The organism is Bradyrhizobium sp. CCBAU 65884 (genome assembly GCF_028128835.1).
GTDB classification, from domain to species: domain Bacteria; phylum Pseudomonadota; class Alphaproteobacteria; order Rhizobiales; family Xanthobacteraceae; genus Bradyrhizobium; species Bradyrhizobium ottawaense.
Genome location: NZ_LBJU01000117.1, coordinates 76533 through 98417, shown reverse-complemented (window position 1 = coordinate 98417; position 21885 = coordinate 76533). Strand labels below are relative to the sequence as shown.

The following is a 21885-nucleotide window of genomic DNA, read 5'->3' as shown; positions in this document are numbered from 1 at the left end:
GGGACCGGGAATTTCGGGCGTGGTGAATGGGCTAAGAGGGATCAGATCACAGCTTCGCTGTGAGGCGAGGATTCCGCCACATTCGCCGCTGTCATGCCCCGGCTTGACCGGGGCACCAGTACGCCGCAGCTTCTCCGTATCCAACCGACGTCTCTGGAATACCGGGTCGCCCGGTCAAGCCGAGCGACGACAGAGAAAGCGTACTAAACCGCCCTTAATGTGCTGCCGAGGCCGAGCGCTTGGTCGCGACTTGCTTCGGCGCCGGCTTTGCATTCGCCTGCGGCGCGCTGTCCCAGCCGCCATTCGGGGCCGGAACGTTGACGGCGTCGTCGGGCTGCGGCTCGGCGCTGAAGGTCTGGATCGCGAGCTTGGCGGCGGCGAGCGATTGCGGGTCGAGACGCTTGGCGACGTCGTCGCGCTTGCCGGAGGCGTCCGCATCACCCTGGGCAGCTGCGAGGCTGAACCATTTGTAGGATTCGGCGAGGTTCTGTTCGACGCCGATGCCGCGGGCATAGAGGATGCCGAGGTTGAACTGGCTGTCGGCAACGCCGCGATCGGCGGCCTTGCGGAACCATTGCGCCGCGCTCTTGTAGTTGGCGCCGCGTCCGCCGCCATCGGCGTCGAGCACCGCGAGATTGTGCATCGCCTTGGCGTTGCCGCGCTCGGCGGCCTGGGTGTAGTAGCGGCGGGCGATGTCGGCGTCCTTCTTCACGCCGAGGCCCTTTTCGTAGAGCGTGCCGAGGCGGAAGGTCGCGGGCACCACGCCAGCCTGCGCCGCGCGGTCGTACCATTTGGCCGCTTCGTCGTAATTCGTGGCAACTCCCTTGCCTTCGGCAAAGCGCAAGCCGATCTCGTAGGCCGCGGTCGCATCGCCCTTCATCGCGGCGGTGCGCAGCACCGGGCCGCCGATGCCGTCAGGCAGCTTTTCGCTCGGCGGCACCTGGATCATGCTGAGCTTGGCGCGGCTCGTGCCCGACAGCGCGCCGGTGACGTCGCTGCTCGCGGCAGGCGGCGGCACAGAGGCGGCGGGCGCCGGCGGAATCTCAACCGAGGCCGAGCTGGCCGGGCCGGGCGCGGGAGCAGCCGGCGCGGGGTTGTTCTGGGATTGCCGTCCGATCGGCGTCGGCGAGGTCATCGATGGCGTGACCTGCTCGGGCGTGGCGGGCTTGTTCTCGATCACGGGCGGCGGCGGAGCCTGCGGCGCGGGCTGCCTCAACGTATTGTCCATGGCCTGCGGCGCCGGCGGCGGGGTGCCCTCGAGCAGGTTCATCGCCATCTTGAAGGTGCCGAGCACGATCACGACCACGCTCGCGCCGACCAGCAGCGAGCGGATCTTCGAGGTGATGGTCGAGCTGCCGTCCTTGCCCTTGTCCTTGCCGCGATCGGCGCCGGCCTTCGCACTACCCTTGGCACCGCGGGCCGGCTTTTCCGGCTGCGCGGCGGCGGCCTGGGCGGCACGGCGGGCGGCCGCGATGAAGCTCGACGACGACACCGGCTCTTTCGGCGCAGCGGGAATGTCGCTGATCGCGCTCTCGGAGGCGGCGATGCGCTCCGATGGCGTGGCGAGGCGTCCGCCCGGCCGTGTGCCCGGCTCGAGCGGATGATCCGGCGGCAATTCCGGCGCGAGCGCGGTGCGCGCGGGCGCCGTGTGCGGCTCCAGGATCTCGCTGATCGCGCGCGGCGGCACCGGTGGTGCCGATGGCACCGGCGGCGGCGCGGCAGGGGCAGCGGCATGGAATTCACGCGGCGCGGCGGAGAAAGCGGCTTGGGCGAAGGCGCCTTGGGCCTGTTGCGGCGCGTGGGCCTGCTGCTGCGCGGCGGGGTTGGGCAGCTCCGGCTTCGGATCGTATTTCGGCTGCTGCTGGGCTTGCGGCCGCGGCTCGCGCGCCATCGGCGGCGCGGGCTCCATGGGAGCGGCCATCGGCATGGGCATTGGCGCGGGGGCCGGCGGCGCGGTGCGCACCGCGCGCAGATCGCCCTCGATCATGGAGAGGCGGTCGACGACATGGCCGAGCGCGCTATGGACGGCGTCGAGCGAATCCTGCGTGCTGCGGTTGGTCTCGGCCTGGCTGAAGCGGATGTCGGACAGCTCGCGCTTGACCAGATCGACCATTCCGGAATCGGCCGGGGCAACGGAGCTGCGGCTCTCGGCCAGCGCGGAATAGGTCGCCTGCTGCCGCTCGAGGTGGCGCAGGATGTCGTGCAGCCCGTCCTCGACGCGGCTCAAATTGCCGTTGCGCGGATCGGCGGCGGCTTCGATCCGCTCCAGCAAATACGAGACGCGCTGTTCGAGATGCGCAAAGGTCGAGGCCGAATCGTTGCCGACCTGCATGCGGTCGAAGCGGTCCGACAGCGCGCGGATCGCGGATTCCAGGTGCTCGGTGCTCTCGGTGGCTTGCGGCCGCTCGCGCGTTTCCAGCGCCGCGGTGAGCGCCGCAATGCGCTGCTCCAGCACCGCGAAGCTGTCGCCCTGGCCGGAGGCGCGGGTGACCTGGTCGACCTTGGACGACAGCAGCTGCACGTCTTCGGACAGGCGTGCCAGCGCTTCGTTGGACGCGACGTTGGAGACGATGCCGCGCAGTGCCGTGATCGCGCCTTCGAGCTGGCGCACCGTCGAGGGATCGTCATTGGCGCGCAGGATCAGGTCGAGCTTGGCGCCGAGATTGCGGATCGCCTCGTCATAGCCGGTGAGCTGCTCGGCCGGCGTCAGCGTGCGCAGCACCTGCTTGATGTCGGACAGCGCGTGCTCGATGCCGGACAGGACCTGGCCGTCGGTGCCGTTGGAACGCGTCTCGTCGATCCGGCGGTGCAGCGAGCGGATCTCGTTCTCGATCGATTCGATCGCGCGCCGCGGCATCGCCTCGGTGATGGCGGCGCGGATCTCGGCAAGCTCGCCGCGGAACGCGTTGATCGCCTGCTCGGTATTGTCGGGGCGCTGCAACGACTCGATCTGGCTCGTGATCTTGAGCAAATGGCGCTCGAGCGCGGAAAAATCCGGCCCCGGCTGCGGTGGCGGCGGAGCATAGGCAGGCGCGGGTGGCGCCATCGGAGGTGCGACAGGAGCGGCCCAGGGCGCAGCATTGGGCGCGATCGAGGGCGCGGCGCGCGGCGGCATTTGCCGCGGCGTGAAGCCCTCGAGCTCGCTCTGCCGCGCGGTGATCTCGGCGACGGCGACGTCGAACGAGGCGGGGCTCAGGGGCGGGGAGTTGCGATAGACCTGCGCTGCCGCACGCTCGACCGCATCGGCCTGGCGCTGGCGCGTGTCGGCCGGCGCCGGGCGCTGAGCCGGGGGCTGCTGCGGTTGAGGCTGCTGCGGCCGGGAGATTTGCGACAGCCGCGCATCGAGCCGCGAGATCGCATCGTTGAGCTGGCGCGCGACGCCTTGCTCGCGCGCGGCGTCTGGCCGCGAAGGGTCCTGTCGCGACGAATCCTGTCGGGACGAATCCTGTCGTGAAGAGTCCTGGCGCTGCGCGGGCTTGGAGATCCGTTCAATCTGCTGGGTGATCGCGTCGAGCCGCTGGTGGATGTCGGCGACTTCGCGGCTTTCCTGGCTCGGTCCCCGGGTTTGAACGTGCGGGGCTTGCGGACGCTGGTCGTAAGATTCGCGAAAGTTAGGGGGAGCAGTCTCGCCGAGGGTGGAGTTCAGCCAATCGTTGAGGGACATGCCGGCGCGACGCGCAGCAGCTTCGGCCCGCTCCCTGACGGATGGATCGATGCCGTCAACACTCCACGATACGCGCGAATTCATGACTCTGTCCGGTTCCGACTCCGGCGCCCCACCCGGCGCCTCCAGCCTTCCCTCGCGTGCCGGTTGCAAAGACAATCGGATTTGGCGCGGGTCGTCTGCCTCGAAAACCGACTTTTTCCTGTTACGGTAAATAACGGGTTAAGGAACGCGTCGCCGGTGTCTTAAAGTTGGGCGGGGGGAACCAACGATGCTCGTCATGCCCGGGCTTGTCCCGGGCATCCACGTTCTTCGGTGTCGCGCGATAGGTCGTGGATGGCCGGGACAAGCCCGGCCATGACGGTGAGGAGGCGGCTACTAGCCTCCGCCCTTCTCGCGCTTGCCCTCGTCCAGCGGCACCACCGTGGCCTTGCCGGTCATCGCCGACAGCGCATCGAGCGCCTCTTCGCAGAAGTCGGCGACCATCTGTTCGTGACGGGCGCCGAGCCGGAGCAGGAGCAGGTTGCCGAGATCGAGCCGGCCTTCCGCCGTTCCCTCCGGGAAGCGCTTCTTCAGGATGCGTTCGTAATTGGCGTGGCGGTCGCGGTGGTGCTCCAGGCGGGCCATCAGGTCGGTGCGCAGCGGCTCGATGTCGATGCTGTCGAGCGCATGGAGGCGGACCAGGAGATCGTCCTTGGTCGAGGCTGGCGTGCTTGGTCGCGCGGCCCAGTGCCGCAGCGCTGTTCGCCCCTCCGGAGTGAGCGTATAAACCAGCTTGTTGGGCTTGCCCGATTGCACGACCTCGCGGCCCTGGATGTGGCCGCGGTCGCGCAGCTTGGAGAGCTCGCGGTAGATCTGCTGGTGGTCGGCTTTCCAGAAGAAGCCGATCGAGGAGTCGAATGTCTTGGCGAGCTCGTAGCCCGTCATGGGGCGTTCCGTCAGGCATGCGAGGATTGCGTCGCCCAGTGCCATGACCGGCCTCCTTCTTCTCTTCGACCCGAACCAATCGGCTTGACTTTATGCGCATTGGCGCATATGCGTCAATGTGCATATGAGGCGATCAGGGACGGGCTGAAGATCCGACCCGAAAAAACCCAGCGGAATCAATCAGCACGCTACTGTGCATGGGGTTGTTTTCGAGATTTTTGCCAAGGCCTTTAGGGAGGCACCCGAGAATGACCGGCCTCGACTCCTGGTACGGCTACATGAAGTCCCACGACCGCACCGCGCTTTGGGACTTGCTTCATCCCGACGCCGTCTTCGAAAGTCCCGTCGTGCATTCGCCGCAGCGCGGGCGCGACATCACATTCAAATACCTTTCCAGCGCCGAGAAGGTGCTCGGCGGCCCCGGCTTCACCTATGTCGGTGAGTGGACGCGCGAGCGCGGCGCCGTGCTCGAATTCAAGACCATGATCGACGGCATCGAGATCAACGGCGTCGACATCATCAGCTTCGATGCCGAGGGACGCATCACGCATTTCAAGGTGATGGTGCGTCCGCTCAAGGCGATCAACATGCTGCACCGTCTGATGGCGGAGCAGTTGGCCGCCCAATCATGACCCTGCCCTGAGGTTGCAGAACCCGCTAAGCTCGCGGGCAAAGCTGCGCCGCAGGACCGTTCAGAGAATTCCACCACTTCAAGCCCATGCCGGGAGACCGCAATGCCGATCTACAAAGCCCCCGTCGAAGACGTGAACTTCCTGCTCAACGACGTCTTCCAGATCGACCGCTACGACAATCTCGCCGGCTTCTCCGATGCGTCGAGCGATGTGCGCGAAGCCATTTTGGGTGAAGCCGCCAAGCTCGCCGAAGAGGTGCTGCAGCCGCTCAATCGCGTCGGCGATCTCGAAGGCTGCAAGCGCACTGATGACGGCAACGTCACCACGCCGAAGGGCTTCAAGGACGCGTTCAAGCAGGTCGCCGAAGGCGGCTGGCTCGGTCTGTCGGCGCCGACCGAGTTCGGCGGGCAGGGCCTGCCGGTGACGCTGAGCCAGGCCGTCAACGAATTCCAGATCTCCGCCAACATGGCGTTCTCGATGTATGGCGGCCTCACCATGGGCGCGACCGCGGCGCTGATCGTTCATGGTTCGCCCGAACAGAAGAAGACCTACGTGCCGAAGATGGTCGCCGGCGAATGGACCGGCACCATGAACCTGACCGAGCCGCATTGCGGCACCGATCTCGGCATGCTCCGCACCAAGGCGGTGCGCCAGGCCGACGGCAGCTTCAAGATCACGGGCACCAAGATCTTCATCTCGGCCGGCGAGCATGATCTTGCCTCCAACATCATCCACCTCGTGCTCGCCCGCATCGAGGGCGCACCCGCCGGCATCAAGGGCGTGTCGCTGTTCGTGGTGCCCAAGTTCCTTGTGAATCCGGATGGCTCAGTCGGTGCCCGCAACGGCGTCGTCTGCGGCTCGATCGAGCACAAGATGGGCATCCACGGCAATTCGACCTGCGTGATGAACTACGACAGCGCCACCGGCTGGCTGATCGGCGAAGAGAACAAGGGCATGCAGGGCATGTTCGTGATGATGAACGAGGCCCGTCTCGGCGTCGCAGTTCAGGGCCTCGCGCAATCCGAGGTCGCCTATCAGAACGCGGTCGCCTATGCCCGCGAGCGCATCCAGGGTCGCTCGCTCACCGGCGTGAAGGCGCCGGACAAGCAAGCCGACCCGATCATCGTGCATCCCGACGTGCGACGCACGCTGCTCTCGATCCGCGCCTTCAATGAAGCCGCGCGGGCCTTCGTGATGTGGACCGCGCTGAAGAGTGACGTCGCCCATCGCTCCGAAGACCCGAAGGACCGCCAGGCCGCCGACGACCACATGGGCCTGATGACGCCGGTGCTGAAGGGCTTCCTCACCGATTACGGTTTTGCCAACGCGGTGCAGGCGCAGCAGATGTATGGCGGCCACGGTTACATCGCCGAGCAGGGCATGGAGCAGTTCGTGCGTGATGCCCGCATCGCCATGATCTATGAAGGTGCCAACGGTATCCAGGCGCTCGACCTCGTCGGCCGCAAGCTGCCGCGCGACGGTGGCCGCGCCATCATGGCCTTCTTCGGCGAGGTCATGGCCTTCGCCAAGGAGAACGGCGGCGACGAGGCGCTCAAGCCCTTCATCGCGCCGCTCTCGGCCTCGCTCGGCCATCTCCAGCAGGCGACGACCTGGCTGATGCAGAACGCGATGGCGAAGCCTGACAATGCCGGCGCCGCCGCAACCGATTACCTGCATCTGTTCGGGTTCGTCGCGCTCGGCTACATGTGGGCGAAGATGGCCAAGGTGACGAATGCCAAGATTGCCGAGAGCGGGGCAACGCCCTATCTCTCCACCAAGCTCGTCACCGGTCGTTTCTTCATGGAGCGGATGCTGCCGGAGACCGCCGCCAATCTCGCGCGCATCCAGGCCGGCTGCGCCACTATCATGGAATTGCCGGCGGAAGCGTTCTGAGGCTTCCCGCTTCACCAATGATTGCGACCGCGCCGCGGTCGCCACCAACATAACTGCAATCAGGAGGCTCCCATGGCAGATGCCTATATCTACGATCACGTCCGCACCCCCCGCGGCCGCGGCAAGGCTGACGGTTCGTTGCACGAAGTGACCGCGCTCGCGCTCGCCACCGTGCCGCTGAAGGCGCTGAAGGACCGCAACAATCTGCCTGAGGATTCCGTCGACGACGTCATCCTCGGCGTGGTCGATCCGGTCGGCGAAGCCGGCTCCGACATCGCGCGCTTTGCCGCACTGAAGGCAGGTCTCGGCGAAGCCGTGCCCGGCGTGCAGATCAGCCGCTTCTGCGCCTCCGGCCTCGATGCCGTGAACTTCGCCGCCGCGCAGGTAATGAGTGGCCAGCATGAGCTGGTGATCGGCGGCGGCGCGGAATCGATGAGCCGCGTCGGCATCGGCGCCTCCGGCGGTGCGTGGCCGATGGATCCCTCGATGGCGGTGCCGGCCTATTTCATGCCGCAGGGCGTCTCGGCCGATCTGATCGCGACCAAATACGGCTTCTCGCGCGACGACGTCGATGCCTATGCCGTGCAGAGCCAGCAGCGTGCCGCGAAGTCGTGGGAGGAAGGCCGCTTCGACAAATCGATCGTCCCGGTGAAGGACATCAACGGCCTCACCATCCTGGCCAAGGACGAGCATATGCGTCCCTCGACGACGATGCAGTCGCTGGCGCAGCTGCAGCCGTCGTTCACGATGATGGCGCAGATGGGCGGCTTCGACGGTGTCGCGCTGCAGTCGCACCCCGAGATCGAACGCGTCAATTACGTGCACCACGCCGGCAACTCGTCGGGCATCGTCGACGGCGCCGGCGCCGTGCTGCTCGGCAGCAAGGAGGCGGGAGCGAAATACGGCCTGAAGCCGCGTGCAAAAATCCGTGCGTTCGCCAACATTGGCTCCGAGCCCGCGATGATGCTGACCGGCCCGGTCGACGTCACCGAAAAGCTGTTCGCGCGCTCCGGCATGAAGAAGTCGGACATCGATCTGTTCGAGCTCAACGAGGCCTTCGCCTCGGTCGTGCTGCGCTACATCCAGGCCTTCGACATCGACAACGCCAAGATCAACGTCAATGGCGGCGCCATCGCGCTCGGCCATCCGCTCGGCGCGACCGGTGCGATGATCCTCGGCACCGTGCTCGACGAGCTCGAGCGCACCAACAAGTCCACCGCCCTCGTCACGCTGTGCATCGGCGGCGGCATGGGCACCGCGACCATCATCGAGCGGGTGTAACGAGCTGCCGTAGGGTGGGCAAAGCGAAGCGTGCCCACCGCTGATTTCTCCACGAAGGATGGTGGGCACGGCGCAAGGGCGCCTTTGCCCACCCTACGAGATCTCAAGTCAACCGCCGCGCCTGAGATCGGCTGCGGCACCGAGGAGCAACCAACATGACTTACAAGAATTTCAAGGTTGAGACCGACGCAGACGGCATCGCGCTCGTTACCTGGGACATCCCGGGCCGTTCGATGAACGTGCTCGACGAGACCTCGACCAACGAGCTCGACGCGATCGTCAAGGCGACCACCGCGGATGCCGCGGTGAAGGGCGTCGTCATTACCTCCGCCAAGGAGGCATTCTGCGCCGGCGCCGACCTGTCGATGCTCGAAGGCATGAACCAGGCTTACGCCAAGGTGTTCAAGGAGCAGGGCGAGACCGCCGCGAACCAGATGCTGTTCGACCAGAGCCGCCGCTTCTCGCTGGTGCTGCGCTCGATCGAGACGTCAGGCAAGCCGTGGGCGGCCGCGATCAACGGGCTCGCGCTCGGCGGTGGCTTCGAAATCACGCTGTGCTGCCACTATCGCGTCGCCGCAGAGAATCCCAAGACCCGCCTCGGCCTGCCCGAGGTCAAGGTCGGCCTGTTCCCCGGTGCCGGCGGTACGCAGCGCGTGCCGCGCCTGGTGCCGCCACAGGACGCGATGACGATCCTGCTCAAGGGCGATCCGGTCACGATCGAGAAGGCGAAGGCGCTGAACCTGATCCACGCCATCGTTCCCGCCGCCGACCTCATCAAGGCCGCGAAGGACTGGATCAAGGGCGGCGGCAAGGCGGTCGCGCCCTGGGACGAGAAGGGCTTCAAGCTGCCCGGCGGCCCGGTGTTCTCCAAGGCCGGCATGATGATGTTCCCGGCGGGAAACGCGATCTATCGCCGCGAGACCTACGACAATTATCCGGCCGCGCGCGCCATCATGAGCTGCGTCTATGAGGGCCTGCAGTTGCCGATCGACGCCGCGCTGCGGGTGGAGTCGCGCTACTTCACCTCGGTGCTGCGCTCGAAGGAAGCGGCCGCGATGATCCGCAGCCTGTTCCTGTCGATGCAGGAGCTCAACAAGGGCGCGCGCCGCCCGAAGGACGTGCCTGCGACCAAGGTGAAGAAGATCGCCGTGATCGGCGCCGGCTTCATGGGCGCGAGCGTCGGCTACGTCTCGGCCCGCGCCGGCCTCGACGTCGTCCTGATCGACCGCGACCAGGAGAGCGCCGACAAGGGCAAGGCCCATGCGCAGAAGGTGATCGAGGAGCAGATCAAGAAGGGTCGCGCCAAGCCCGGCGATGCCGAAGCGCTGCTCGCGCGCATCACGCCGACCGCGGACTATGCGGCGCTGAAGGACGTCGACCTCGTCATCGAGGCCGTGTTCGAGGACCGCAAGGTCAAGGCTGATACCTTCGCCAAGGCGCAGGAGCACATGAAGCCGGACGTGATCTTCGCGTCGAACACCTCGACGCTGCCGATCACCTCCCTGGCCGAGAGCTTCAAGGACCAAGGCAAGTTCGTCGGCATCCACTTCTTCTCGCCGGTCGAGAAGATGATGCTGGTCGAGATCATCAAGGGCAAGAACACCGGGGACCTCGCGCTCGCGACCGCGCTCGACTACGTCCGGCAGATCGGCAAGACGCCGATCGTCGTCAACGACTCCAGAGGCTTCTTCGCCAATCGCTGCGTCGGCCGCTACGTCGCCGAAGGCAACGAGATGTTCCTCGAGGGCGTGCCGCCCGCGATGATCGAGAACTGCGCCAAGATGGCCGGCATGCCGGTCGGCCCGCTCTCGCTCTCCGACGAAGTCGCGCTCGATCTCGGCCTCAAGATCATGAAGGCGACGGAGGCCGATCTCGGCCCCAACGCCATCAATCCAGATCAGAAGAAGCTGATGGTGGAGATGGTCGAGAAGCAGGGCCGCCTGGGCCGCAAGAACAGCAAGGGCTTTTACGACTATCCCGAGAAGGGCAAGGGCCAGAAGAGCCTGTGGCCGGGCCTCTCGGCCCTGCAGCCGAAGCAGCTCGACCCTGATACGCTCGATATCGAGGAGCTGAAGCAGCGCTTCCTGGTGGTGCAGGCGGTGGAAGCCGCGCGCACGGTCGAGGACCACGTCATCACCGATCCGCGCGAGGCCGATGTCGGCTCCATCCTCGGCTTCGGCTTCGCGCCGTTCACCGGCGGCACGCTGTCCTATATCGACTTCATGGGCACCAAGAAGTTCGTCGAGCTCTGCCACAAGCTGGAAGCGAAGTACGGCTCGCGCTTCACCCCGCCGAAACTGCTCGAGGAGATGGCGGCGAAGGGCGAGACCTTCTACGGCCGCTTCGCGCCGAAGAAGGCGGCGGCCTGACGGGGGCCGGGCTACGCAGAAACAAAAGGCCGGATCGTCGATCCGGCCTTTCTTTTTGCTGTCGCCCAATGGCGAGAAGACGCCGCTCCAAATCCCGCCCGGCCGCGCTCGCTCCGCCCTGGCACCGCTCTTGCTGACGATCCATCGGATGGCTCGTTAGCATTGAAGGTGTCCCGCAATGATCCCCGCGGTGTTTCAAGACAGCGCAGCCGGCGTTGCCGCGAGATACGCCCCCTTCTTGCGGCTGGGGCAGCCGTGGCCGCGCCGCAGGCTCCTCCGGCGGCGCAGAAAAATCCCCTCCTGGGTCGGCCTGGCGCTACTCGTTCTCTTCATCGACATGGCGATGGCCGTGCTTGCCTGGGTCGCCGTCGACGTCGTCCTGCATTGAGAGCTCGCCTCTGTGCACAAAGCGCGTCGCCGCCAAATAGGCGACCTGGCCGGCAATCAGGCAGCCGACAACGATGGGAATGCCCGTCCAAAATCCGAATCCCGAGGTCTGAAGGACCGTTGCGACGAGGATCGCGGTCGCCGGCGAGACCAGCAACAGACTCCAGACTCGGAAGAACAGTCCCGCCGCCAAGCCGGTGATCGTGCTCGCGAGCAAGAGGAGGAGTACGGTTGTCACGAGAGCTTCCCAGTTCAGGCCGCATCGCGGTACATGGCTGAAGTTGAGCCAACTGGATTGCACTCACAACGATGGTGATCTCTGCCGCACACACAAGGCGGAGTTATTGTTAACTCCGACAATGCTCGTAAAATTGATGCCCAGGACCTCGCGAACGTCCGGGCTTCCGCAACTGGTTCAAGCAAAAGAGCCGGATCGCCGATCCGGCTCTTCGTCGTCTCGAACGTCGTGCGCTGGTCTTACTTCGCCTGCGCGAGGCCTTCCTTCTTCAGCGCTTCCTGCACTTGCGGCCGCGCCTCGACGCGGGCCTTGTAGGCGGCAAGGTTCGGCATGCCTGAGAGGTCGAACTTCATCCGCTCGCCCCAGGTCAGCATCGTGAACAGATAGCCGTCGGCGACCGTGAACTGCTTGCCCATGAGGTAGTCGCGGCCGGCGAGCTGGCTGTCGATATATTTCAGCTTGCCCATGACGCGATCCCTGAAGAAAGCCTTGGCTTCGTCGTTCAGGGCCGGCGCGAACATCGGACCGAAGCTCTTGTGCACCTCCGAGGTGAGGAAATTCAGCCACTCCAGCAGCTTGTAGCGCTCGGAACTGCCATGGGCGGGCGCCAGTGACTTGCTTGATGCCTGATCGGCGATCATCTGGACAATCACCGGGCCTTCGGTCACGATCTCACCGCTGTCGAGGCCCAGCGCAGGGACCTGGCCCTTTGGGTTCAGCTTCAGATAGTCCTCACCATTTTCGAGCTTCTTGGCCCGGATATCGACCTTGACCAGCTCATAGGGCAGGCCGGCTTCGAGGAGCGCGATGTGGGGGGACAGCGAGCAGGCACCGGGCGAATAGTACAGTTTCATGGAATTTCCTCCTCTTGACGCTTGGTTCGGCCGAAAGAACGACTACATGCAACTGCTTGAAATAGTCAAGATTGATGCAGCTGCATCAAATGGGGTAAGAGACGGACGACGAGCTTGAGCGGGACCATGAAACGCAAACCATCGACCGAGGCGACTTCCGCCTGGATCCGCCTGATGCGGGTACAGAGCCGCGTGCTCGATTGCGTCGAGCAGGATCTGAAGAAGGCAGGCTTCCCGCCGCTGGCATGGTATGACGCGCTGCTCGAATTGTCGCGGGCTCCCTCGGGCGAGCTGAGGCCGGTGGAACTCGAACGGCAGATGCTGATCCCGCAATATTCCACCTCGCGCCTGATCGACCGCCTGGTCGACGAGGGCCTCGCCTCCCGGCGCGAATGCAAGATCGACAAGCGCGGCCAGTTCGTCGAGATCACGGAAGCCGGCCGCGAGCTGCAGAAGCGGATGTGGAGCGCCTATTCGGCTGCGATCGAGAAATATGTCGGTTCGAAACTGTCCGATGCCGATGCAGTCAAGCTCAGCGGCCTGCTCGACCGCCTGGGCTGCTCGTGCGGCGAGATGAAACTGCCGCCCGTCGCCAACGTCAACGAAACCTCGCCGTCGCGATGATCGCGCGGCACACCAGCTCGTCCGTGCGCCCGGTGGGTTCGCGGACCATCCCGTCACCCGCGCGCGTTCGATCGAAGCGCCTTTTGATTAGAGTTTGATATGGCGCGAGACCAGATCGATATGACGCCGCTGCAATCGCGCGACGAGCTCGTTTCGTGGTTCGAGGAAGGCTGCAAGGACCCGTCCGAATTCCGCATGGGCACCGAGCACGAGAAGACGCCGTTCACGCTCGAGGGCCACCGTCCGGTGCCTTACGAGGGTGCGCGCGGCATCGGTGCGTTGCTCGAAGGCATGAAGCTCCTGCTCGGCTGGGAGCCGATCATGGAGAAGGGCAACATCATCGGCCTCTACGACGTCACCGGCGGCGGTGCGATATCGCTCGAGCCCGGCGGACAGTTCGAGCTCTCCGGCGCGCCGGTCGAGAACGTGCACCAGACCCAGAGCGAGCTGATGGCGCATCTTGCACAGGTGCGCGAGATCGCAACGCCGCTCGGCATCGGCTTCCTCGGTCTCGGCATGACGCCATCCTGGTCGCGCGCCGATATCCCGGTGATGCCCAAGGGCCGCTACAAGATCATGACCAACTACATGCCGAAGGTCGGCCAATACGGCCTCGACATGATGTACCGGACCTGCACGGTGCAGACCAATCTCGACTTCTCCTCCGAAGCCGACATGGTCAAGAAGCTGCGCGTTTCGCTCGCGCTGCAGCCGGTCGCAACCGCCTTGTTCGCCAATTCGCCGTTCACCGAAGGCAAGCCGAACGGCTTCCTGTCCTTCCGCTCCGAGATCTGGCGCGACACCGACAATGCGCGGTCGGGCATGATGCCGTGGGCATTCGAGGACGGCATGGGGTTCGAGCGCTATGTCGACTACGCGCTCGACGTGCCCATGTATTTCGTCAAGCGCGGCGAGGAATACATCGACGTGTCGGGCTCCTCGTTCCGCGCGTTCTTCGACGGTCGCAACAACAACCTTCCCGGCGAGCGTCCGACGCTGTCGGACTGGGCCAACCATCTCTCGACGATCTTCCCGGAGGTGCGGCTCAAGCGCTATCTCGAGATGCGCGGCTCCGACGGCGGCCCGTGGGGCCGGTTGCCGGCGCTGCCGGCGTTTTGGGTCGGGCTGCTCTATGACGACGTCGCGCTCGATGCGGCGTGGGAGATCGTCAAGCACTGGAGCGCGCCCGAGCGTCAGGCCCTGCGCGACGACGTGACGCGCTTCGGCTTCAAGGCGCGGATCAAGAACCGTTATCTGTTCGAGATCGCCAAGGAATGCCTCGTTCTGGCCCATGCCGGCCTGCGCCGGCGCGGCCGCATCGACCAGCTCGGCCGCGACGAAACGCGGCATCTGGAGCCGCTCGACCGCATCATCGATTCCGGCCGGACGCCGGCCGAGGAAATGTTGGACAAGTTCAACGGTCCCTGGAAGGGCTCGGTGGAACCGGCCTACGCGGAATACGCGTTCTAACGCCTGATCCGGAAAAGTGCGCAGCGGTTTTCCGAAAAGATCATGCTTAAACAACAACCTAAAGCGCGATGAGGATTCATCCTCATCGCATCGCGCTTTAGGCCGGTCGGCCCCCGGTCGGGGATTCAGCCGTTCATCGCCCATACAGGTTTGCGGCGATCAAATGACCGGCTGAAAAAACCCGAGCGTCGTCAATAACTCGAAAGCTGTTCCGATGGGGAAGGGCCGCCTGTCCGGCGCCGTCATGGCAAAGGTCTTGGCAAAAGTCGTGGCATGCGCCGCGCTGCTTTCGCTCGCATGCGCGAGTGTGCCGGCGCGCGCCCAGACTGCGTTCGACCGGCCCGGCGGCGACTATTTCAGCACGCCGGTCGCTTCAGGCGATCCTGAGGATTGCGCGCTGCTGTGCGAGCGCGACCGCCGCTGCCGCTCGTGGAGCTTCAGCTATCCCGACGTCGAAGGCGGCGCGGCGGTGTGCTGGCTGAAGAACACCGTGCCGGCGCGGGTGCCGGGAAGTTGCTGCATCTCGGGTGTGCGCGGCGCCGGCGTGATCGAACCGCGGGTCGAGGGCGTGGAGACGTCGATCGACCGCCCCGGCGGCGATCTGCGCAATTTCGAGCTCAAGGACGGCGAGGGCGAAGAGGCCTGCAAGGCCGCCTGCACCGCCGACAACAAATGCCGCGCCTTCACCTATGCCCGCCCCGGCTACACCGGGCGCGAGGCGCGTTGCTTCCTGAAAAAGGAAATCAAGCCGCCGCGAAGGAAGGCGGGCTTCACGTCGGGCGTGGTGCGGTAGCGTTGGTGCTCGTGCCCCGGACGCAGGTGCCGCAGGGTGAGCAAAGGCGCCCTTGCGCCGTGCCCACGATCTCTGAGATGCGGCGACAGACGCGTGGGCACGCTCCGCTTTGCCCAGCCTACGAGACCTCACTCCGCCGCGATCACCGTGAGCTCGGGCCATAGCGCCTTCCAGCGTGCGGCCTTCGCTTCGTAATTCGTCGCGGAAAAATTCGGGCCCGGATTCGGCCGCGCGATCAGCCCTGCGACATCGTCAAACCCGTGCGGCGCGTAGACCTCGTAGCCACCGCCTGTGCGCCTGACCCCGACCTGCGTGTTCTGCGTGAGGAAGCGGTCGATGCCTTCCCTCGAGCTTCTCAGCGGCGGATAGGGCAGGCCGTGCTTGGCCGGGTACCACAGATGCACACGCGCCTGGTTGCGGATCTCGACCTTGGCGCCGAGATGCGCGAGCCGCTCATGCAGCTTGCGGATGACCAAATCCTCCGCCTCCCACGATGTATCGGGATCGAAAAAGAACGCATCGTAGTCGGCGATGCCGTGATCGACGGGGCGGCCGGTGAGCACGTTCCATACGGTCTGCACCAGGCATCCCGAGACCAGCCATGCATCCGGCAGATCGAGCTGCGCCAGCACGTCGATGATCGCGACGTTGACGGGATTTCTCAGCGCGAGCGCAAGGAATTCGTCACGGTTCATCGTGCGATGAGGCGGCTCAATGCACGGCGGTGAAGAACCGGCCGAGCCGGAAGCCGGAGAGCCAAGTGTAAACCGGCTGGCCGCGTATGCCGAGATCCCAGGAGCCGAGCACCGCATCGGCACGGCCGATCAGATTGTCGATCGGCAACAGGCCGACGCCGCCGGACCGCAGCGGCACGCGGCTGTCGGCGGAATTGTCGCGGTTGTCGCCGAGCACGAAGAGGTGGCCGGCCGGTACCGTCACTTCCGGCGAGTTGTCGAGCGGACCGTTGTCGCGCATCTTGAAGATCAAATGCGAGACGCCGTTCGGCAGCGTCTCGACATAGCGATAGGCGGGCTCGCTGCCGCCATTGTCGTCCTCGGCGGCGCCAACGCCGTCCGGCTTGAGCTCGGCGGGGCGGTCGTTGATGAAGAGCTGGCCTTGCCGCATCTGGATGCGATCGCCCGGCAATCCCACGACGCGCTTGACCCAGGCCTGCGAGCGATCGCCGGGCCAGCGAAACACCACGACGTCGCCCTGCTTCGGCGTCTCCGCGAAGACGCGGCCGCTCTCGGGCAGGCTGATCTGGATCGGCAGCGACGAGGTGCCGTAGCCGTAGGGGAATTTCGAGGCGAGCAGCGCATCGCCGATCAGCAGCGTCGGCTCCATCGAGCCTGACGGCACGTAGAACGGCTCGGCAAGCGCGCCCTTGGCGATGAAGACGGCGGCGACGATGCCGGCGAGCTGAACGATCTGCCCGCCCCAGCCGCTGCTCTTCCGCTTGGGGGTGACGGTGACCTTTTCTTCCACGCTCATGCGCCCGTTCCACCCACTGTGATACGCTCCATCAGCAGCGACGGCTGGCCGACGCCGACAGGCACGCCCTGTCCATTCTTGCCGCAGGTGCCGATGCCGGTATCGAGCGCAAGGTCGTTGCCGATCATGCGGATGCGATGCAGGTCGGTCGGCCCGTTGCCGATCAGCATGGCGCCCTTCAGCGGCGCGCCCAGCTTGCCGTTCTCGATCTTGTAGGCCTCGGTGCACTGGAACACGTACTTGCCTGAGGTGATGTCCACCTGGCCGCCGCCGAAATTCGCAGCAAAGACGCCGTTCTTCACCGAAGCGAGGATCTCGGCCGGATCGCGGTCGCCCGCGAGCATGTAGGTGTTGGTCATGCGCGGCATCGGCACATGGGCATAGCCCTGGCGGCGGCCGTTGCCGGTCGGCTTCATGTTCATCAGCCGCGCGTTCTGGCGGTCCTGCATGTAGCCGACCAGGACGCCGTCCTCGATCAGCACGGTGCGATTGGTCGGCGTGCCCTCGTCGTCGATCGACAGCGAGCCGCGGCGCGAGGCCATGGTGCCGTCGTCCACCACGGTGACGCCCTTGGCCGCGACCTGCTGGCCCATCAGGCCGGCAAATGCCGAGGTCTTCTTGCGGTTGAAGTCGCCTTCGAGGCCATGGCCGACCGCTTCATGCAGCATCACGCCGGGCCAGCCGGCGCCTAACACGACGTCCATCTCGCCGGCGGGGGCGGGGATCGATTCCAGATTGACCAGGGCCTCGCGCAATGCGCCGTCGGCGGCATCGCGCCAGTTCTTGCTCTCGATGAACTCGGCATAGCCGGCGCGGCCGCCATAACCCTTGCTGCCGCTCTCCTGGCGGTCGCCCTGGCCGGCAACCACGGAAATGTTCACGCGCACCAGCGGACGGATGTCGCGATAGCTCTCGCCGTCGGGCCGCAGGATCTCGACGACCTGCCAGGTCGCACCCAGGCTGACGCTGACCTGCCGCACCCGCGGATCCTTGTCGCGCAGGTAAGCGTCGATCTCGGCGAGCAGTTTTACTTTTGTCTCGAAGCCCGGGGCATCGAGCGGGTTGTCATCGCCGTAAAGGCGCACATTGGTGTGCGCGGGCGGCGCGGCGAAGCTGCCGGAATAGCCGCCGCGTACGGCTGCGACTGCATCGGCGGCGCGAATCAGCGCCGGCAGCGAGACGTCGGAGGAGTGGGCGTAGCCCACGGCATCATCCTTGACCGCGCGTAAGCCAAAACCTTGCGAGGTGTCGTAGGTCGCCTGCTTCAGCCGCCCATTGTCGAACATCAGCGCTTCGGTCTGGCTGTACTCCAGGAACAGCTCACCGTCGTCGGCACCGGAAAGCCCGCGTGCGACCTCGTGGCGAACCTGGTCGCGATCGAGATTGGCGCGGTCGAGCAGGGAGGTCGTGGCAGGGTTTGTCATGCGTCCGTCCATTATCGGAAGATGTGGGGCAAGATAATGGTTTCGGACCGGTTCCGCGAGGGGGCGGGGCGTCACATTACGGAAACGATAGGATCGGCAGGGGCTCGTCGAACTCGTTGCCGCAACATCAATCTGCGACCGTCACCCCGCGCAACGGCGAAGCCGTTGTCGCTGGAGGCGGTCGCTTCTTCAGCGGCCCTCGAAGGATGAACGGGATTAAGAACGTGCGATCGGATTGCCGCCCCTACGGCAGCTTGTCATAGCCTTCGCCGAGCCCGTTCAGGCTGAGCGGGAAGCCGATGCCTTCTTCCGGGGTCTCGAAGATGATGAAGGTGGCGGTCTTGGCGGTGCGGAGCTGGCCGAGCAATTTGTCGTCCATGACGACCTCGGCGACGCAGCCATTGGGCAGGCAGCGGACGAATCCGGCGCGGCCGACGTCCTGGTTGTCGAGCTTCAACCCGAGACCGGAGGGCAGCAGGACCCCCAGCGGCGCGACCACGCGCATCAGGCGGCTCTTCTGGTCGGCGGTCTTCAGCACGATGACGGTCAGGCCGGCATTGGAGCGGTCTTCGGCGACCACGCTCTGGATCAGGGCGCATTGCTCGGTTTGGGCGCCAGGCGGCGTGTCGCAGCGAATCTGCCAGTCGCCATGCACGGAGCGGACTGCGCCCTGCGCATGGGCGAGGCCGGGGAGTGCCAGAACGACGAGCGCAGCCAGCAGGCCGGCCAGCGCCGGGAGGCGGGTCATCTGCCTTCTCGCCAGCCTTGCCATCGATTTTGAAAGCCCCATCGGGTCGGTCCCTCTGCTCGCCTGGGTCGCTCGCGCTTGGCGGACTAATCTGGCGGACTGATACGGGAATGACGGCGTCTTGAAGGCGATTCCCAAGCAAATTCCACGCCGCCTCGCGCCGCCGCCGCCCGCACGAATCAGGTTCCTGCGCGGCCATCTGTCAGTGCCTACCGCGGGCAATTCCGCTGTCAAGCGGCAGCATCCCGGCAAACGGTATTTTTGTCTGATCTTACTAGGAAATATCTTGCGGGTGATCGCTGGCAGACGGGGCTCAAGACTGCATTGCGATAGATCAAAAATTATGGTTTGAGAGGCTTGATTTCGGCGTTCTAGCGATCTGGCCCCAATTCCTCTTAGAGGTATTCTTGCGCGGCGGTTTGTCAGGCGGGCGGATCGAATAAGCGTTTCCCGCAAACAGGGGGAGCGCACTTGGGGTGATTTCGTAAGGGGAGCGCGAACGGCATGAGGATGTCGATGGGCCCGGTGGGCCGGCACTTGCTGGGATTGGCCGTGGCGGGTCTGACGCTGGCGACGGGCGGTGCGGCATTTGCCGAGCTCGGGCAGCCGAAGCCCTGGGAATGGACGCTTCAGGAGTCCGGCTCCCCGGTGATGGACAACATCATCTGGTTCCACAACTTCCTGTTCGTGCTGATCACGCTGATCACGCTGTTCGTCCTGGCGCTGCTCGTGGTCGTGGTCATCAAGTTCAACGCGCGGGCCAATCCGGTGCCGTCGCGGACCACCCACAACACGCTGATCGAGGTGGCTTGGACGCTGGTTCCGGTGCTGATCCTGGTCGGCATCTCGGTGCCGTCGTTCCGGCTTCTGTTCCTCGAGCTCGATGTGCCGAAGGCGGATATCACCATCAAGGCGACCGGCAAGCAGTGGTACTGGTCCTATGCCTATCCCGATAACGGCAAGTTCGAGTTCGATTCGCTGATGGCGCAGGACAAGCAGCCCCGCCTGCTCGGCGTCGACAACGAGATGGTGGTGCCCGTCAACAAGGTGATTCGTGTCCAGGTCACCGGCGCCGACGTCATCCACGCCTTCGCGCTGCCGGCTTTCGGCGTCAAGATCGACGCCATTCCGGGCCGGCTGAACGAGACCTGGTTCAAGGCGACCAAGACCGGCATGTTCTACGGCCAGTGCTCGGAGCTCTGCGGCAAGGACCACGCCTTCATGCCGATCGCGATTCGCGTCGTGAATGACCAGGAGTTCGCCTCCTGGGTCGAGACGGCAAAGAAGAAATTTGCGAGCGGCGGCACCAGCACCTACGCCTCCGCGGCCGGCCCGACGCAGTAGGCGTCGGGTGACGGCTTGAGGGACTGAAAGCGACATAAGGGCGGGACCTCCAGAGGTCCGATTGGGACGCAAGGCAGGATTTGAAAATGGCAACGAGCGCAGCGGCACACGGCGATCACGCCCACGGACATGACGAGCATGCCCATCCGACCGGATGGCGCCGCTACGTCTATTCGACCAACCACAAGGACATCGGCACGATGTACCTGATCTTCGCGGTCATCGCCGGCGTCATCGGCGCCGCGATGTCGATCGCGATCCGTGCCGAGCTGATGTATCCGGGCGTGCAGATCTTCCACGAGACGCACACCTATAACGTGTTCGTGACCTCTCACGGCCTGATCATGATCTTCTTCATGGTCATGCCCGCGATGATCGGCGGCTTCGGCAACTGGTTCGTGCCGCTGATGATCGGCGCGCCCGACATGGCGTTCCCGCGCATGAACAACATCTCGTTCTGGCTGCTGCCGGCCTCCTTCGCCCTGCTGCTGATGTCGACCTTCGTCGAGGGCGAGCCGGGTGCCAACGGCGTCGGCGCCGGCTGGACCATGTACGTGCCGCTGTCGAGCTCGGGCCATCCGGGCCCGGCCGTCGACTTCGCGATCCTGTCGCTGCATCTGGCGGGCGCCTCGTCGATCCTCGGCGCCATCAACTTCATCACCACGATCTTCAACATGCGCGCGCCGGGCATGACCCTGCACAAGATGCCGCTGTTCGTGTGGTCGATCCTGGTGACGGTGTTCCTGCTGCTGCTGTCGCTGCCGGTGCTTGCCGGTGCGATCACCATGCTGCTGACCGACCGCAATTTCCACACGACCTTCTTCGCGCCTGACGGCGGCGGTGACCCCGTGCTGTTCCAGCATCTGTTCTGGTTCTTCGGTCACCCCGAGGTGTACATTCTGATCCTGCCCGGCTTCGGCATGGTCAGCCAGATCATCTCCACCTTCTCGCGCAAGCCCGTGTTCGGCTATCTCGGCATGGCCTACGCCATGGTCGCGATCGGCGGCATCGGCTTCGTGGTGTGGGCGCACCACATGTACACGGTCGGCATGTCGTCGGCGACGCAGGCCTATTTCGTCGCTGCGACGATGGTGATCGCGGTTCCGACCGGCGTGAAGATCTTCTCGTGGATCGCCACGATGTGGGGCGGCTCGATCGAATTCCGGGCCCCGATGATCTGGGCCGTGGGCTTCATCTTCCTGTTCACGGTCGGCGGCGTCACCGGCGTCGTGCTGGCGAACGCCGGCGTCGACCGCGTGCTGCAGGAGACCTACTACGTCGTCGCACACTTCCACTACGTGCTGTCGCTCGGTGCGGTGTTCGCGATCTTCGCCGGCTGGTACTACTGGTTCCCGAAGATGTCGGGCTACATGTACAACGAGACGCTCGCGAAGGCGCACTTCTGGGTCACCTTCATCGGCGTCAATCTGGTGTTCTTCCCGCAGCACTTCCTCGGCCTGTCGGGCATGCCGCGCCGTTACGTCGACTATCCCGACGCGTTCGCGGGCTGGAACCTGGTCTCGTCGGTCGGCTCCTACATCTCCGGCTTCGGCGTGCTGATCTTCCTCTACTGCGTGCTCGACGCCTTCATGAAGAAGGTGCCGGCCGGCGACAATCCGTGGGGTGCAGGTGCGACCACGCTGGAGTGGACCTTGCCCTCGCCGCCGCCCTTCCATCAGTTCGAAGTGCTGCCCCGCGTGCAGTGATCGATCTCCCGCGGCGCCCGTGACGGGCGCCGCGGCTCTA

At 65.3% G+C, this 21885-nt stretch carries 17 protein-coding genes; 9 read left to right on the top strand and 8 right to left on the bottom strand.

Annotated elements, in window-relative coordinates:
- Positions 1 to 214: 214 nt before the first annotated feature.
- Complete coding sequence (locus XI03_RS19120; protein WP_271592923.1) at positions 215 to 3748, bottom strand: SEL1-like repeat protein; 3534 nt, start codon at positions 3746 to 3748, stop codon at positions 215 to 217.
- Positions 3749 to 4042: 294 nt separating this feature from the next.
- Entirely contained in the window at positions 4043 to 4636 is a 594-nt protein-coding gene (locus XI03_RS19115; protein WP_028139824.1) for a PadR family transcriptional regulator, read from the bottom strand.
- Positions 4637 to 4839: 203 nt separating this feature from the next.
- Here XI03_RS19115 and XI03_RS19110 point away from each other — a divergent pair, with 203 nt between their 5' ends.
- The 4 genes from XI03_RS19110 to XI03_RS19095 all read left to right on the top strand — a co-directional run bounded on the left by XI03_RS19110 (position 4840) and on the right by XI03_RS19095 (position 10766).
- Positions 4840 to 5223, top strand: a complete 384-nt coding sequence (locus tag XI03_RS19110; RefSeq protein ID WP_028139825.1) for a nuclear transport factor 2 family protein — start codon at positions 4840 to 4842, stop codon at positions 5221 to 5223.
- Between the two features lie 102 nt (positions 5224 to 5325).
- Positions 5326 to 7116 carry an acyl-CoA dehydrogenase C-terminal domain-containing protein gene (locus XI03_RS19105; RefSeq protein ID WP_028139826.1) on the top strand — a complete coding sequence of 597 codons (1791 nt, stop codon included), beginning with the start codon at positions 5326 to 5328 and terminating at the stop codon, positions 7114 to 7116.
- Between the two features lie 72 nt (positions 7117 to 7188).
- The gene (locus XI03_RS19100) at positions 7189 to 8397 is read left to right on the top strand and encodes an acetyl-CoA C-acetyltransferase (protein ID WP_038971871.1); all 1209 of its coding nucleotides are present in this window, start codon (positions 7189 to 7191) and stop codon (positions 8395 to 8397) included.
- A 155-nt stretch (positions 8398 to 8552) separates the two neighbouring features.
- Positions 8553 to 10766: an FAD-dependent oxidoreductase gene (locus XI03_RS19095; protein ID WP_271592922.1), complete on the top strand. Its 2214-nt coding sequence runs from the start codon at positions 8553 to 8555 to the stop codon at positions 10764 to 10766.
- Positions 10767 to 11082: 316 nt separating this feature from the next.
- Here XI03_RS19095 and XI03_RS19090 read toward each other — a convergent pair whose 3' ends face one another.
- The gene (locus XI03_RS19090; RefSeq protein WP_212475010.1) at positions 11083 to 11391 is read right to left on the bottom strand and encodes a hypothetical protein; all 309 of its coding nucleotides are present in this window, start codon (positions 11389 to 11391) and stop codon (positions 11083 to 11085) included.
- 239 nt (positions 11392 to 11630) lie between these two features.
- On the bottom strand, positions 11631 to 12245 hold the full coding sequence (gene gstA, locus XI03_RS19085) for a glutathione transferase GstA (RefSeq protein ID WP_038971873.1): 615 nt from the start codon (positions 12243 to 12245) through the stop codon (positions 11631 to 11633).
- 126 nt (positions 12246 to 12371) lie between these two features.
- On the opposite strand from gstA, the gene XI03_RS19080 reads away from it, so the two are divergent.
- The 3 genes from XI03_RS19080 to XI03_RS19070 all read left to right on the top strand — a co-directional run bounded on the left by XI03_RS19080 (position 12372) and on the right by XI03_RS19070 (position 15132).
- Positions 12372 to 12869, top strand: coding sequence for a MarR family winged helix-turn-helix transcriptional regulator (locus tag XI03_RS19080; RefSeq protein WP_018316363.1), 498 nt, complete (start codon positions 12372 to 12374; stop codon positions 12867 to 12869).
- Between the two features lie 99 nt (positions 12870 to 12968).
- Entirely contained in the window at positions 12969 to 14339 is a 1371-nt protein-coding gene (locus tag XI03_RS19075) for a glutamate--cysteine ligase (RefSeq protein ID WP_028139831.1), read from the top strand.
- Between the two features lie 214 nt (positions 14340 to 14553).
- Positions 14554 to 15132 (top strand): PAN domain-containing protein, encoded by a 579-nt coding sequence (locus XI03_RS19070; protein ID WP_038971874.1) that lies wholly within the window; start codon positions 14554 to 14556, stop codon positions 15130 to 15132.
- 128 nt (positions 15133 to 15260) lie between these two features.
- Here the strand turns inward: XI03_RS19070 and XI03_RS19065 are convergent, their stop codons facing one another.
- The 4 genes from XI03_RS19065 to XI03_RS19050 form a co-directional block, all read right to left on the bottom strand.
- Positions 15261 to 15827: a nucleotidyltransferase family protein gene (locus XI03_RS19065; protein WP_271592921.1), complete on the bottom strand. Its 567-nt coding sequence runs from the start codon at positions 15825 to 15827 to the stop codon at positions 15261 to 15263.
- Positions 15828 to 15843: 16 nt separating this feature from the next.
- Complete coding sequence (gene lepB / locus XI03_RS19060; RefSeq protein WP_018316360.1) at positions 15844 to 16623, bottom strand: signal peptidase I; 780 nt, start codon at positions 16621 to 16623, stop codon at positions 15844 to 15846.
- Complete coding sequence (gene tldD, locus XI03_RS19055) at positions 16620 to 18047, bottom strand: metalloprotease TldD (protein WP_026201654.1); 1428 nt, start codon at positions 18045 to 18047, stop codon at positions 16620 to 16622. Before tldD ends, lepB begins: the two co-directional genes overlap by 4 nt.
- 244 nt (positions 18048 to 18291) lie before the next feature.
- A complete protein-coding gene (locus XI03_RS19050; protein ID WP_271592920.1) occupies positions 18292 to 18837 on the bottom strand; it encodes an invasion associated locus B family protein in 546 nt (181 codons plus the stop codon).
- Positions 18838 to 19299: 462 nt separating this feature from the next.
- On the opposite strand from XI03_RS19050, the gene coxB reads away from it, so the two are divergent.
- Both coxB and ctaD read left to right on the top strand, forming a co-directional pair.
- Positions 19300 to 20139 (top strand): cytochrome c oxidase subunit II, encoded by an 840-nt coding sequence (gene coxB, locus XI03_RS19045; RefSeq protein WP_028139835.1) that lies wholly within the window; start codon positions 19300 to 19302, stop codon positions 20137 to 20139.
- A gap of 86 nt (positions 20140 to 20225) precedes the next feature.
- Entirely contained in the window at positions 20226 to 21845 is a 1620-nt protein-coding gene (gene ctaD / locus XI03_RS19040) for a cytochrome c oxidase subunit I (RefSeq protein WP_028139836.1), read from the top strand.
- Positions 21846 to 21885: the final 40 nt, after the last annotated feature.

What these genes read in the sequence shown, in the direction of transcription:
- XI03_RS19120 (WP_271592923.1), bottom strand. Translation starts at nt 3,748, where the DNA reads ATGAATTCGCGCGTATCGTGGAGTGTTGACGGCATCGATCCATCCGTC.
- XI03_RS19115 (WP_028139824.1), bottom strand. Translation starts at nt 4,636, where the DNA reads ATGGCACTGGGCGACGCAATCCTCGCATGCCTGACGGAACGCCCCATG.
- XI03_RS19110 (WP_028139825.1), top strand. Translation starts at nt 4,840, where the DNA reads ATGACCGGCCTCGACTCCTGGTACGGCTACATGAAGTCCCACGACCGC.
- XI03_RS19105 (WP_028139826.1), top strand. Translation starts at nt 5,326, where the DNA reads ATGCCGATCTACAAAGCCCCCGTCGAAGACGTGAACTTCCTGCTCAAC.
- XI03_RS19100 (WP_038971871.1), top strand. Translation starts at nt 7,189, where the DNA reads ATGGCAGATGCCTATATCTACGATCACGTCCGCACCCCCCGCGGCCGC.
- XI03_RS19095 (WP_271592922.1), top strand. Translation starts at nt 8,553, where the DNA reads ATGACTTACAAGAATTTCAAGGTTGAGACCGACGCAGACGGCATCGCG.
- gstA (WP_038971873.1), bottom strand. Translation starts at nt 12,245, where the DNA reads ATGAAACTGTACTATTCGCCCGGTGCCTGCTCGCTGTCCCCCCACATC.
- XI03_RS19080 (WP_018316363.1), top strand. Translation starts at nt 12,372, where the DNA reads ATGAAACGCAAACCATCGACCGAGGCGACTTCCGCCTGGATCCGCCTG.
- XI03_RS19075 (WP_028139831.1), top strand. Translation starts at nt 12,969, where the DNA reads ATGGCGCGAGACCAGATCGATATGACGCCGCTGCAATCGCGCGACGAG.
- XI03_RS19070 (WP_038971874.1), top strand. Translation starts at nt 14,554, where the DNA reads ATGGGGAAGGGCCGCCTGTCCGGCGCCGTCATGGCAAAGGTCTTGGCA.
- XI03_RS19065 (WP_271592921.1), bottom strand. Translation starts at nt 15,827, where the DNA reads ATGAACCGTGACGAATTCCTTGCGCTCGCGCTGAGAAATCCCGTCAAC.
- lepB (WP_018316360.1), bottom strand. Translation starts at nt 16,623, where the DNA reads ATGAGCGTGGAAGAAAAGGTCACCGTCACCCCCAAGCGGAAGAGCAGC.
- tldD (WP_026201654.1), bottom strand. Translation starts at nt 18,047, where the DNA reads ATGACAAACCCTGCCACGACCTCCCTGCTCGACCGCGCCAATCTCGAT.
- XI03_RS19050 (WP_271592920.1), bottom strand. Translation starts at nt 18,837, where the DNA reads ATGGGGCTTTCAAAATCGATGGCAAGGCTGGCGAGAAGGCAGATGACC.
- coxB (WP_028139835.1), top strand. Translation starts at nt 19,300, where the DNA reads ATGAGGATGTCGATGGGCCCGGTGGGCCGGCACTTGCTGGGATTGGCC.
- ctaD (WP_028139836.1), top strand. Translation starts at nt 20,226, where the DNA reads ATGGCAACGAGCGCAGCGGCACACGGCGATCACGCCCACGGACATGAC.